This is a genomic window from Bombilactobacillus bombi, from assembly GCF_003522965.1.
Taxonomy (GTDB): Bacteria; Bacillota; Bacilli; order Lactobacillales; family Lactobacillaceae; genus Bombilactobacillus; species Bombilactobacillus bombi.
Map to the genome: position 1 here is coordinate 1419970 of NZ_CP031513.1, position 13296 is coordinate 1433265.

Consider the following 13296-nt stretch of genomic DNA (forward strand, 5'->3'; position numbering starts at 1 on the left):
ATTTATACAATACCAAAATATTTTAGCAAAACTGTTAGAGCCATCATAATGATTATTAACATAGCTGCATGTTTTCCATTAGTTTTCTTTAAAATTAGATAAACAACAATTGTTACCAACAAGCTTAAAACTGATGGCATAATTTTATCAAACATAGATTGTAAAGCAATTGAGTTCCCTCCAATTTTCCCAGAAAGGTTAGAATGTACAGCAATTTTAACAGGAGTCTTCACTTTGATTACCGTTGCAATAAGTGAACCTACTACCATTAATCCAACTACATTAGCCATTGTAGATATTCGTTGAATAACATTGGTTTTCTTATTTTTATTTAAAAAATCAATACCTGCTTTATATCCATAAACAACAGCATAGTAACGACCTAAAATATTAACAATGTTATACAAGACAAACATTAAAATTGGACCTGCAATACTACCACTAAAGGCCAATGATGCTCCAATACTTCCGACAATAGGTACCCACGTGAATTTTACCAAACTATCACCTAATCCTGCCAAGGGTCCCATCAATCCTGTTTTTAGTGCATTAATACCTTCTTTTTCATCCGCACTAGTAGATTCTTCCATTGCAGCTGTTAAACCAAGAATAGCTGCGTCACCATTAACATGTGAATTATAAAATACTAAATGACGTTTCATAGCTTCAGACAAATCTTTTTTATCTGTGTAAATTTTAGATAAAGCAGGAGCAATTGCACGCATAAAACCTACACCTTGTAATGTTTCGTAGTTTAGCGTAATTCGCATTGTATTTAAACGCCAAAACATCTTCCAAAGATCTTTTTGATTCAATTTATGTTCCATTAGAGATCATAATCTCCTTCCTCATCATCCTCTTCACCATCAGGTGTTTCTATAACAGTAGTTGCAGACTGAACAGTTGTTGCGCTAACTTTTCTTGTAGCAACCTCATATAAGAATGCAAAAACTATTGCAATTAGAGTAATTGGTAGTACTTCTAATTTTAAGTAGGCTGCTAAAACAAAACCCAAAATTAAAAACATCCATAATTCAAATTTTTTAATCATTGACATCATTAGTAAAGCGATTCCGACAGAAGGAATAATAGATCCTGATGTACTTAATCCATTGATAACAAATTTTGGCAAAGAATTGATTACATTTTGAATTGCTCCTGCACCAAATTCTAAAGCAAGGAAAGTTGGTAATGCGCGTGCTAATCCAGTTAAAATTGCTGGTGGATAAATTAACCAAACAGTACTTTTAACATCTGCATTATCAGCCATTCGTTTAGCCCATCCATTTAACGAACAATTAGCTGTTTCAATTAAAACTAATAATTGTTGAGCTAAAATAGAAGTAGGAACTGCTAAAGTTACGGCTGTTGCAACCAAAGTAGGCAAGGGACGACTGCCACCACTCATAATGGCAAGTGAAGTACTAATAATTGTTCCGGTAATCAAATCTGGTGCCATATATGCACCTACATTACCAATACCCATCCACATAATTTCTAGTGTAGCACCTATAACTAATCCAGCAGGCAAATTACCTAATACCAAACCAACTAAAGGGGCTATTAATAGTGGTCGACGAAATAATTTTGTACTTACGTCATCAATACCTAAAACAAAGGATAAAATTGTAATTATTAAAATCTTCATTTAGCTATGACCTCACTCATCTTTTCAGCAGGATTAGTTGGAATCATCTGAATTTCAACATCCACTCCCTGAGCAATTAATCTTTCAAAAGCCGTCTTTTCATCATTAGTTAAGAAAACTGCTTTTGTATATTGTTTTCTTTGATCATTGCCTCTCATACCACCAACATTTAATTTATCTATCTCAAAACCGTTTTGAATCAGTTTTTCTACATCAAAGGGATTAGTGAATAGCAACATTGTTGAACGTGTTATTGGCGCTTTTTTTGTTACTCTTAAAAACTTATCTGGGGAAAAAATGTGAAGTTTAACATTACTAGGGATACTCATTTCTAAAACTTTAGATTGGATTTTATCTTTAGCAACAGTTTCATTAACAATAATTACTTGTTCAATCTTATAAACATTTAACCAAGTTGTAACTACTTGTCCATGAATTAAACGATCATCAATTCTACAAAATTTCACTGTCATCTTCTTGTTCCTCCTCTTGAAATCTTTCTGTTATATTTTGAAACCCAATTTGATAAGATTGTTGCAATGATTCTGCAATCTCCTCTAAACTGCGTTGACGATTTGTAAATAAATCCAGTAACATAGGAAGATTCAACCCACTAATAACTAATACATTGGGTTTAGTTAAACAAAAATTACCGCTAACATTTGATGGTGTACCGCCTAAAATATCTACCAAAATTACTGTTCCCGCACTAGTATCTAATGATTGATAAATATCTGTCATTTTTTGTGTTGCCTCTTCTAAATTCAAGTCCATTGTTACAGATAAGACCCCACAATTATTTTGCTTACCTACAATCATTTCAGCACTATCAAGCGCATATTTAGCAAAACTACCATGGCTAGCTAAAATTACAGCTACTGATTTTTTAGTCATTTATTTCCACTCCTTCCTCTAAGTAAAAATCACGCATTCTTTCAATTTCTTCTTTAGTAAAGTCAAAATGTTTAATCATATATTGATCTACACTTCCATATAATTCTTTAATTTTATCAATTGCTGCTTGAATATATTTTTCACGCGTATCAATCATTGCCATTAAGTAATCTAAGTACTCTTTTTTATCAACTAATTCACGATATTGATTGTATTTTAATTGATTTCGTTCCTGTCGAATCGTTTTGGTAAGCATATAATCCTTAACGATTTCTTCTTCTTTAACATTTAATAACAATAATATCAACATTGATGCAAAACCCGTCCGATCCTTACCTCCACGACAATGATGAAATAATGGTACATTATTCGGATTAGCGCAAGCATGTAAAAATTGCCCATAGGCTTTTTGAGCTGGTTTAGAGGTTACTAATTTTTGATAACTTAAAACAACATTTTCTCCTTTATCATTAATAAATTTCGAATCAACTTCACCATTCTCTAATGACTGAACCAATTTAACATTTTCACTATGTAAATCTACTACATTAGCAGCAGCCTCAGAAAAACTAGATTGTGGATCACAATTAAAAATTGTTAAAACTGTTGCCAATGATTTATTAGGATGGATCTTACGTTCATGTGAAGAACGATAATCAACAATCGTTTTAATTCCATATTTTTCTAGTATATTTATATCGTTTTCATTTATTTTAGATAGTTGATCACCTCTAAACAGTATTCCCCATTTAGTATAACGTCCATCATTACACTGGTATCCTCCCATATCACGGACGTTAATCGCATTTTCTAAAGGCAAAACTCTTTCCGAAAATATATTAGTTTGAAATTTCTCTGCCTTAACCATAAAATACTTTGGTAATTCCGTGATTGGTAAATTGATGGTAAAATTACCTGAAGAACTTTTTGCTACTTGTTCTTGTATCGCATTAATATTTGGAGCATCACCCATAAATAATTGATAATTTTGTTGTTCAGAATTTAATAAAGAAATCTTTAATTGATCACCTTTTCTCTGCATACTAATATTATTGATAACATATGGTTGTTTATCCATATCTGGAACCCCTTTCATATCTACAATTGCATTATAAAATATGAAAATTATTTTTGCAATAGTTTTTTTAGAAAATAGTTTTCGATTATATTTATCAAATTTAACAAACTAATTAATCAAGGAGATATCCATGGACATTTTACTAAATATGCAAAAAAAATATTTAAATTTTTCTAAAAGCGAAAAAAAAATAGCTGATTATATTTTAAGTCATAGTAATCAAATTAATAATATGAATATCAATGAATTATCACAAAAAACACAAACTTCTAATGCCACAATTACTCGTTTTGTTAAAAAAAACGGCTGTAAAACATATGCTGATATGAAATTAAGTATTAGTCAAAGTTTAATTCCTAATGAAACTATCAGCCAAGATGAAATAATTGATGAGGTTTTTCTTTTTTATCAGAAAGTAATTAAAAAAACTCAAAGATTTATCAAACCAGAGAAGTTTCAAAAATTTTATCAATTGCTAAAACAAAAAAAACATATTATTGTTATTGGGGCTAGTAGTTCTGGAGAAACTGCTAAAACTTTTAGTTTACGTCTAACACGAATGGGATTAGATTCACAGAGCTATAGTGATCCATTATGGATGGTTATGCGAGCTAATATTGCTAGTAAAGATGATTTATTTTTAGCAATATCTAACAGTGGTATTACTGATTGTATTGTTAGCACAATTAAAGCAGCAAAAAAACAAGGATCTACAATCGCTTCCATCACAAGCTATCACGATAATCCAGTATCTCAACTAAGTGATTTAACTTTTTATGTCTACAATACTCGTTTTGTAAATAACGAAAAATTTATTAATTCTCAGTTTTCTAATATGTATCTAATTGATGTTTTAACCACTTATTTACAAAAAGATGATATATTTAAAAATACCATGATTAAAACACGAAAAGCAATTAACGATATTTAAAAAATAATATAAATAAAAAGACACTATATATTGAAGTGTCTTTTTATTTCTTTTACAACAATTGCTTAGAAATTAACTTTTGCAATGCTTGTTTTATTTGTAACATTTGTTGATGATCATTAATTTGAGGAATTTTGTAACCCACAAAATAAGGTGATGTAACAAAACGCGGCACAATCTTGACCGCTACTTGTTGATTAAATTCGTAAAAAAATAAATTATAAGAATCACAACGACCACCTAAATAATCATTTAACAAATAGCGCACGACAATTTGAATAATGTCAGCCAAAGTAGTTTGCGCTTTTGAATTTGTCAGTAAAACATTAATTTCTACAAAACCAATTATTGGCTGTGTTGAAATATTAACTACCAAAGACTCTTGCTGCCAAATAGACATCCCTAAAACATTATTAATAGAAACATTATCGTGAATATCGATTTTATCTAATCCCACAATTTGCATATGTGGATGACTTAAACTTCCCCCAGACAAAGGACCAAAGTTTTTATACAAAAGTACACTTTGATATTTTTGACTAGCCATCACTGCTTGCCATTTTTGCAGGGCAAAATTTATTATTTGTCGATTCTGACTTTGCGAATAGTTAGCAATATCACCATCATGTTGGTGAGTCTCAATAATAATTGTTTGCAAAGTATCTTTTAAAGTGCGATATTTATTTACTAGCCAGATACGATCATCTTCATGTGCCAGAATATCACTTAAATTTTCATAATCGCAGAAGGGACAGACATTATTAGCATGTCTGATGGTTTCAGGTTTATTTTTAGCTATCTGTGGCTGAAATACCAAGTTTGTTTGTCGTTCCATTTTTAGCCCTTCTTTCCATGCTTATTCTGGTACAATTCTAACACTTGAATAGATTTGTTTTCTAAATAAAAGCAATTCTACAAATATTATATTTTAAAATTATCTTAACTATACAATAAAAAAGCGAAGGTCTGCTACCTTCCCTCTTTCAAATAAATATTAGTTTTACACTTTTAGATAATTAACAACAATATTCATTAAAATGTATTCCAAAATAAAAAAATCGCATAATTAACACTAAAATAAATCAAAGATTATATTTAAGTAAAAAACACAAACTAATAATTTTATTATAAATGCAACTTGATTTGCTTCTTAAAATTCCAATTTTATATTTATAAATATTTTATCCTTAATTTTTTAACTAAATTGTTGACATTGTTTTTTTCAATATACCCAGTTTTAGTTTCCATAGCGTTAGCTGTGCCTGATGCAATTGCATATCGAATCACATCTTCATATTCCATGTTACAATCCAAAGCATATAATAATCCACCAACAACTGAATCTCCAGATCCTTCTGTATTTATTACATTCACAGGATCAAAATCAACAAAAAGATAATCATTATAGTGTTTAACAATTGCGCCATATGATCCCAAAGAAACAAATATATTATTGACCCTTTCAAATAAAGAATTTTGCAAATATTGTTTTAAAATTTGTGGTATAACAGTTACTTTTGTTCCTAGTAGCTCTGCAAGTTCTTGTTCATTTGGTTTAATATAATCTAGTTGCTGTGAACTTTTCAAAACAGACTTTAATGCTGTTCCAGATGTATCTAAAATAATATTTATATCTGGATTAATTTTTCTAATTATAGAAATTACACTACTGTAAAAATTAAGTGGCAATTGTTTTGGAAAACTACCATTTATTGATACAGCTTTTATATTATTAGTTGTAATTAATAATCTAATTTTATCCAAAAGACGATCCAAATCAGATAAATTTATAGAATTATAAATTTCATTAATTTCCGTTTTAGTACTATTACTTTGAATAATAGTGTAACAATTCCGTGTTTCACCATTTACTTGTACAAAATTAGGAATATAACTATCTTTTTGTGCTTGCTTTAATATATATCGACCGTTTTCTCCTCCTAGAAAACCTGTAGCAATTGCTTTAGCACCAAGCTGAGAAGCAACTCTTGCGGCATTAATTCCTTTACCACCTACCATTTTTTTTATTAATTTTGCTCTATTAAGATTGCCAATCTTTAAGTCATCAATTTTATATAGCCGATCTATAGAAGGACTAATTGTAATAGTTAAAATCATTGTTTTCTCCTATTTTATTATTTTTACATATTGTGAATATTTTTTTTGATCTTCCAAACTAATTTGACTATCTGTGACAAAATAATCAAAATTAGATAAATTTTGAAAAGTAATAATATCTGAATGGTTTAATTTTGTATGATCAGCTACAATTACTGCTTTATCAGCATGATCAAAAGCGATATTTTGAATATTGCCTTCACTCATCATACTTGTAGTAACGTGATCGTTATTAATACCATTAGTCGAACAAATAGCAAAATCAAGATTCAAACCTTTAAACATACTTTCTGCTTTTCTACCCAAAAACTCTTCAGTATTTCGATGTAATTCACCTCCAGTTAGAAATATTCGACAATCACTATTAATTAATTCAGTAAAAGCAGGCAAACTATTAGTAACAAAAGTAGCTTTTTTCTTAGAAAGATAAGGTACTGCTAAAAGTATCGTTGTTCCAGCACCTAAATATACAGTTGAATTATCTGGAATTAATTCATTTAATCTTTGCGCAATCTCTTTCTTTTCAATAATATTCCGTTTCAATTTCTCATTAGTTGAAAATTCAGTTTGCTTTTTACTTTGTGCACCACCATAAATTCTTGTTAACTTACCTTCATCTTCTAATTTCTTTAAATCTCTTCTAATTGTCATAGAAGAAACCTGCAAAGTTTTTGCAATCTCATTAGTAGACATAAATCCAGCTTGATCAATTAAAGCATGGATTCTTGATAACCTTTCCTCTTGAAGCCCCATTATTAATCACTTCTCTTTATTAAAATTGTTTCCTATGTTTTGAATTATAACAAAGATAAACATTTTTAGGTATATTTTGTTTAACTTTGTTTATCTATGGTTGACATTGTAAAAATATGAGATTATACTGGAATCGTATTCAAAGAAGGGAGGAAAAAAATGGAAAATAAGATGTTCTATTCAGAGCTAATTGACTTGTCCATAGATGTAAATAGTGAATTACAGTTATTTGATTTAATTGGTAGTCGTGTTATTGATTCAAAATTTGCTAAATTAGGTTATATTTCTAGTTTAGAAAAACGTGAAATATCTTATCCAACTGGATTAAAATTTGAAAATATATCATTAGCATTACCCCATGTTGATAGTGCATATATAGATAAACCTTTTATTTATATCGCTCGAACTAAGCATCCATTATCACTTAAACAAATGGGAGATTCCATAGATATGGAAGCAAGTAACTTTTTATTTTTAGGTATTAAAGATAGTCGTAAACAACCAGAACTCTTAGCAAAAATAATGAATGCTTTTCAAGATAAAGAATTTGCCAATAAATTTCTATGTACTAACAATGAAACCGTTATGTATAAATTAGCAAATAAAAAATTTTAGGAGAATTAACATGAAAACTATCCTTGTTTGTTGTGGTTCAGGTGTTGCAACTAGTCCTCAAGTTGCTAATAAGATTAATGATTATTTAAGTGATAACAATTTAGATAGTAAAGCTAAGGCAACACCAAAACCTATTGAAACAGCAAAATCAACTATAGAAAACGACCCTAGCATTATTATTTATGTCGGCATTGCTCCAGCAGATGAAGAATTGCAAGAAGTACTGGATGAAAATAACGTAGTAGGTATGGTTGGCTTACCTTGGTTAACTGGAATGGGACAAGATGAGGCCAATAAAAAAGTTAAAGATATTATTATAAATGCTTAGTATCCAACTACCTACATAAGTAGAGGTGATGAATAATGGATTGGAACTCGGTAGTACAAGCAATTTTAGGAGTTGGAGCTCAAGTATTAGTTCCCATTTTGATTATTATTTTAGGATTAATATTTGGGATGAAACCTTCAAAAGCTGTTTTATCTGGATTATATCTTGGTACAGGTTTTATTGGAATGTCAATGGCTATTAACCAATTGACAGAAACGGTTAGCCCTGCAGCTAAGGCTTTAGCAAAATATACAGGCATCAATTTACCCGCTGTTGATTTTGGTTGGACCGGTGCAGCAGCAATAACATGGGGCTGGACATTAGCCTTTGTGTTTTTCTTAGTTGAAATTGCTATTAATCTAGTCATGTTATTAACAAAATTAACAGATACAATGAATGCTGATATGTGGAACGTCTGGGGCATAGCTTTAACAGCATACATGGTTTATCAAATCTCCGGAAGCTTGATTTGGGGATTCATTTGTGGAGGCATTCAAGTTATAATTTGCCTGAAATTAGGTGATATGTGGAGTAAAGAAATTGCTGATATGCTTGGTTATGAAGGAGTAACTGTTACACATATTGAAGCATTTACAGCTGTTATTATGTTTCCTATAAATAAATTAATGGATTATATTCCAATTTTTAATCGTGAATGGGATGCATCAGCTTTAAAACGGAAAATTGGTGTTTTAAGTGAACCTGTAGTAATGGGTGCAATTATAGGTTTAATCTTGGCATTAGCTGGTCATTATAGTATCGGAGATGCTCTTAATTTATCAGTTACTGTAGGAGCTGTCATGGCTATTTTCCCAGTTATGGCTAAGTTCTTCATGGATGCTTTAACTCCATTTGGATCTACTATGAGCGATTTTATGAAAAAACATGTTAAAGGTAGAACTTTTGTAATTGGTTTAGATTGGCCTATTCTTGGACAAAGTACCGAATTATGGGTAACTATGGTATTAATGATTCCTATTTCAATTATATTTGCAGCTATTTTACCTGGAAATACAATTTTACCTATTGCCGGAGTTATTAATTATTGCATTGGTGTAGGAGGATTATTATTAACTGGTTGTAACTTACTTAGAATGTTAGTATTAGGAATTATTTATGAACCACTTTTCTTATATGGTGCATCATATTTTGCCAACATATTCACAAAATTAGCAAAAGAATCTGCTGCTATTAAGGTACCTCATGGGGCACAAGTATCTTGGAGTTCCATTGAAGCTCCAGAATTGAGATTTTTAATGGCATGGTCAGGTAAAGGAAATATTCCAGCAATAATTGGATTAGTCGTTCTACTGTTATTATTCTTTTTGCTCTATAAATACTTTAAGAAGAATCCTATTCCAGCAATAAAATACAAGCAAAGTAACAATGATTAATAAAGGTTAAGGTAATATATATGTTGAACAACAAATTCAATTGGACCATGATAGCTTTTATTACTTTTGGGTTATTCATCTTTGCTATTATTAGTAAACTATACTGGATTAATATTTTTGTGATTATTTTAGGAATTCTTATCAATCATAAAGGCTCCCCTATCTTATTTTCTAATTTAAAAAAAAGTAACAAGACAATATCTAAAAAAAATATTAGGAGGAATTAAAACATTATGAAGTTTCCTGCAGGACGTATACCATTTGAATATGAACGTGAAGATTTAGCCAAAGTTGTAAGAGAAGTTATGGAAAGAAGAGATACTAATATCGTAGGAGGAAACATTAGCATTCGTGTTAAAGATGAAGATGGTAAAGATTATTATGTAATGACTCCCACGATGATGTCCGAAGCATATTTAGGTCATCTAACAGCAGATCAAATATTGGTAATTGAACCACATACAAGAAAAGTTGTTTCTGGTAATGGAAAAGCCACAAGAGAAATTAATATGCACGAAGCTATTTATGATACTAATCAAGATATTAAATGCGTATTTCATTCACATGCTGATCGTGCAATGTTTTGGGCGACTAGCGGTTTAAATATGCCCAATGTTACTGAAGCAACGCAAAAACTTAAAGAAATAAGAACGTTAAAATGGCATCCGATGTGCACGGAAGAATTAGCACAATATGTAGCCACAGAAATTAAAAACATTGGAGATAAAGCTTTACGGAATGGATTTTTGTTAAATTCTCACGGAACATTATTTACTTCCGGTGGAAAAAATATGGATCCACTTACTGCATTGCACAAATCACTAGCTGATGTTGATATTACTGAATATAATGCACAAGTTGCTTATGACCAAACTATTTTTCAACAAATGGGTGTTTTAGATGGTTATTACTCAGAAGATACAAAAATTGGAACTTGGGAAGATGTTAAAAATGGAAAAGCATTGTATAATAAAAATTCTTCACAAAATAAAAAAGGCGACTAACCTAAGTCAATCACCTTTTTAAGACTACACACACACTAATCTTATATCATTTCTTATAATAAAACAATACTTTATTTTTTACATCTTGTAATTGTTAAAGATATATCAACAATTACAAGATGTTTTTATTTACAAAAAAGATTGATTATAATAGGGAACAATATATCAACTCAAATAAATTTATATTATATTGAAAAAGAGTATTCTACACGATCACAACGGACAAATGACTTAGAATAATGAATAATATCATCATCTACCAAACTAATCTTATCTAAAACAAATAATGGGTCGCCCATGGTACATTGTAAAATATTTGCCATATGAGCATTGGCCACTATTCCATTAATCTTTAAGTTAGATTTATTGATATTAATTTGATATTCGTTTTTTAAAACTTCATATAAAGATTTTTTATTTGATAAATTTTCAATTATTTTGGGAAATCGTTCAGTTTCTACATAGATATTATCAATCGCAACTGGGGAATCATCTTCAACAATTAATCTACTAATTAACGTAATATTTGTACCCGATGAAAGATGCAATTTCCTATTAATCTGATTGTCTTCATTAATAATTGATGTTTTCAATATTTGTACATCAGTTTTATGTCCTTTGGGAGCTAAAAAATCATTAAATCCTAATGAATTTTTTCCAAGTGTCATATTTTCTTTCCTATATAATACAAAAGTTCCTTTTCCTCTAATCTTTTTAAGTAAACTTTTATCAACAAGAATTTGTATAGCTTTACGTATTGTAATCTTACTTACAGAAAAGCGTTCACATAATTCAGTTTCAGTAGGTAATTGTTGTTCTGGTTTATATTTTCCCATATATATATCAGATTGAATTTTAGTAGCAATCTGTTGATATAAAGGTTTATTCTCTTTTAATTCCATTAAACTACATCCGCTTCTAAAACTTTATATGGCTAAGTTATCATAATTAGAAATAAAATATATTCTTATAAAATTCCTAAAGCGCCAATTATGATACCAACAAGTATAATACCAATAAGTAAAGCATTTGTGTTAACTTTCTTTTTAATGAGATAGTAAATTATTAAAGTTATAACAAAAGGAAGTAATTTGGGGAAAATTTGATTAAGCATATCTTGAAGAACCAATTTAGTTCCACCAGTTGAAAATTTTAACGGAGTTGTAATATCTACCATGCTGGCAACCATGCCTCCAACAACTGATAAACCTACAATTGAAGCGAACTGCATAACTCGATTCATCAAACCTTCTTGATATAACTTAGTTAGATAGTTCTTTCCAGAATTATAACCTAAAAAAGTTCCATAATATGATACAAATAATGAAGGAATCATAAATAGTCCAACTGCTAATATAGGACCTAAAATACTACCTTGCTTAGCAAATGATAATCCTATACCAAAAGTAATAATTCGAATAGTTCCTTGAAAAAAAGAATCTCCTATGCCAGCAAATGGCCCCATCAAACTTGTTTTAATCATTGAAATAGATTCAGTATTAAAATCACCATTACTATTTGCATTTTCTTCTTCCATGGAAGCCGATAATCCCATAATAAAAGAAGTCAATTGTGGAGTACAATTATAAAATTCCATATGGCGTTCATAAGCTCGTTTTTTTTCTTCTTTATCATCATCATACAATTTATCTAACACTGGAGCCATGCCATACATAAATCCCATATTCATTTGTCGTTCATAATTCCACGAACACATAATAGCCATTGAGCGAAAAAAAACTTTTACTAAATCTTTTTTTGTTACATGTTTTTTAGGAGTGGTCATCACTTACCTCCTTACCATAATTAACTTTATCCATTATAAAGGCTAAAATTATCGAAAACAAAGTTACACCAATCAAATCTACTTTTAAATAAGCCACAATTAAAAATCCAAATAAAAAATACAAAAATAATTTTTTATTTAACATTGTACTTAATAGCATTGCAAATCCTAATGCTGATAAAAGATTACCAGCAACTGTTAAACCATGTGTAATAACTTTCGGAATCATATCTACAATATTTTTAACTGAATCGGCCCCAAAATAAATAGTAATAAAAATTAGTGCAAAATAAAGTATTGCATTTAGAGCAAATGCCCAATAAACATGAATATGTTGTGCCTTTTTAAAATGATTATTAGCGATTGCCTTATCAGCCATGTGTCCGAACTGAGCCATAATCATGCGCATCAATATATCTAAAAATTGAGCGGCAACAGCTATGGGTAGCGCAATTGCTAAAGCAGTCTGTGTACTAGCGTGTGAAAGGATAGCAAATGCTGTTGCAATTACACTACCAATTTGCATATTAGGTGGTGCTGCTGCTCCAATAGCGACAAAGCCCATTGATATTAATTCAAGTGAAGCTCCTAAAATTATCCCCTGTTGAACATTACCCAATACCAACCCTGCTAAAGTGCTTAAAATTAAGGGTCGTCCGATATTTTGACGACCAATGAGTCGAGAATCAATTACACCAACAACAGATACCAACCCTAGCATAATAGCTTTAAATAACATTATAATCA

General features: G+C 30.1%; 16 protein-coding genes. 5 read left to right on the plus strand and 11 right to left on the minus strand.

What is annotated here, in order from left to right:
* Nucleotides 1-2: 2 nt before the first annotated feature.
* From DS830_RS06920 to DS830_RS06940, 5 genes are read right to left on the minus strand one after another with little or no spacing between them, the layout of a single operon-like run.
* On the minus strand, nucleotides 3-827 hold the full coding sequence (locus DS830_RS06920; protein WP_118908766.1) for a PTS system mannose/fructose/sorbose family transporter subunit IID: 825 nt from the start codon (nucleotides 825-827) through the stop codon (nucleotides 3-5).
* On the minus strand, nucleotides 827-1648 hold the full coding sequence (locus DS830_RS06925) for a PTS mannose/fructose/sorbose/N-acetylgalactosamine transporter subunit IIC (protein ID WP_118908767.1): 822 nt from the start codon (nucleotides 1646-1648) through the stop codon (nucleotides 827-829). Before DS830_RS06925 ends, DS830_RS06920 begins: the two co-directional genes overlap by 1 nt.
* Nucleotides 1645-2121, minus strand: coding sequence for a PTS sugar transporter subunit IIB (locus tag DS830_RS06930; RefSeq protein ID WP_118908768.1), 477 nt, complete (start codon nucleotides 2119-2121; stop codon nucleotides 1645-1647). Before DS830_RS06930 ends, DS830_RS06925 begins: the two co-directional genes overlap by 4 nt.
* A complete protein-coding gene (locus DS830_RS06935) occupies nucleotides 2102-2542 on the minus strand; it encodes a PTS sugar transporter subunit IIA (protein ID WP_118908769.1) in 441 nt (146 codons plus the stop codon). The genes DS830_RS06930 and DS830_RS06935 overlap by 20 nt, the downstream gene beginning before the upstream one ends.
* Nucleotides 2535-3620, minus strand: a complete 1086-nt coding sequence (locus DS830_RS06940; RefSeq protein ID WP_162887548.1) for a tyrosine-protein phosphatase — start codon at nucleotides 3618-3620, stop codon at nucleotides 2535-2537. The genes DS830_RS06935 and DS830_RS06940 overlap by 8 nt, the downstream gene beginning before the upstream one ends.
* Before the next feature lie 130 nt (nucleotides 3621-3750).
* Here DS830_RS06940 and DS830_RS06945 point away from each other — a divergent pair, with 130 nt between their 5' ends.
* On the plus strand, nucleotides 3751-4551 hold the full coding sequence (locus DS830_RS06945; RefSeq protein WP_118908771.1) for a MurR/RpiR family transcriptional regulator: 801 nt from the start codon (nucleotides 3751-3753) through the stop codon (nucleotides 4549-4551).
* Nucleotides 4552-4603: 52 nt separating this feature from the next.
* Here DS830_RS06945 and DS830_RS06950 read toward each other — a convergent pair whose 3' ends face one another.
* From DS830_RS06950 to DS830_RS06960, 3 genes are all read right to left on the minus strand, one after another.
* Nucleotides 4604-5386, minus strand: a complete 783-nt coding sequence (locus DS830_RS06950; RefSeq protein WP_118908772.1) for a DUF4931 domain-containing protein — start codon at nucleotides 5384-5386, stop codon at nucleotides 4604-4606.
* Between the two features lie 335 nt (nucleotides 5387-5721).
* Nucleotides 5722-6669: a 1-phosphofructokinase family hexose kinase gene (locus tag DS830_RS06955; protein ID WP_118908773.1), complete on the minus strand. Its 948-nt coding sequence runs from the start codon at nucleotides 6667-6669 to the stop codon at nucleotides 5722-5724.
* A gap of 9 nt (nucleotides 6670-6678) precedes the next feature.
* Nucleotides 6679-7422: a DeoR/GlpR family DNA-binding transcription regulator gene (locus DS830_RS06960; protein ID WP_162887549.1), complete on the minus strand. Its 744-nt coding sequence runs from the start codon at nucleotides 7420-7422 to the stop codon at nucleotides 6679-6681.
* Between the two features lie 159 nt (nucleotides 7423-7581).
* Here DS830_RS06960 and DS830_RS06965 point away from each other — a divergent pair, with 159 nt between their 5' ends.
* From DS830_RS06965 to DS830_RS06980, 4 genes are all read left to right on the plus strand, one after another.
* The gene (locus DS830_RS06965) at nucleotides 7582-8037 is read left to right on the plus strand and encodes a PTS sugar transporter subunit IIA (RefSeq protein ID WP_118908775.1); all 456 of its coding nucleotides are present in this window, start codon (nucleotides 7582-7584) and stop codon (nucleotides 8035-8037) included.
* 10 nt (nucleotides 8038-8047) lie between these two features.
* Nucleotides 8048-8365 (plus strand): PTS sugar transporter subunit IIB, encoded by a 318-nt coding sequence (locus tag DS830_RS06970; protein ID WP_118908776.1) that lies wholly within the window; start codon nucleotides 8048-8050, stop codon nucleotides 8363-8365.
* Nucleotides 8366-8400: 35 nt separating this feature from the next.
* A complete protein-coding gene (locus tag DS830_RS06975) occupies nucleotides 8401-9759 on the plus strand; it encodes a PTS galactitol transporter subunit IIC (RefSeq protein ID WP_118908777.1) in 1359 nt (452 codons plus the stop codon).
* Between the two features lie 233 nt (nucleotides 9760-9992).
* A complete protein-coding gene (locus DS830_RS06980; RefSeq protein WP_118908778.1) occupies nucleotides 9993-10763 on the plus strand; it encodes a class II aldolase/adducin family protein in 771 nt (256 codons plus the stop codon).
* Nucleotides 10764-10948: 185 nt separating this feature from the next.
* Here DS830_RS06980 and DS830_RS06985 read toward each other — a convergent pair whose 3' ends face one another.
* The 3 genes from DS830_RS06985 to DS830_RS06995 all read right to left on the minus strand — a co-directional run bounded on the left by DS830_RS06985 (nucleotide 10949) and on the right by DS830_RS06995 (nucleotide 13288).
* The gene (locus DS830_RS06985) at nucleotides 10949-11665 is read right to left on the minus strand and encodes a GntR family transcriptional regulator (RefSeq protein WP_118908779.1); all 717 of its coding nucleotides are present in this window, start codon (nucleotides 11663-11665) and stop codon (nucleotides 10949-10951) included.
* A 65-nt stretch (nucleotides 11666-11730) separates the two neighbouring features.
* A complete protein-coding gene (locus DS830_RS06990; RefSeq protein ID WP_118908780.1) occupies nucleotides 11731-12549 on the minus strand; it encodes a PTS system mannose/fructose/sorbose family transporter subunit IID in 819 nt (272 codons plus the stop codon).
* A complete protein-coding gene (locus DS830_RS06995; protein ID WP_118908781.1) occupies nucleotides 12536-13288 on the minus strand; it encodes a PTS mannose/fructose/sorbose/N-acetylgalactosamine transporter subunit IIC in 753 nt (250 codons plus the stop codon). The genes DS830_RS06990 and DS830_RS06995 overlap by 14 nt, the downstream gene beginning before the upstream one ends.
* Nucleotides 13289-13296: the final 8 nt, after the last annotated feature.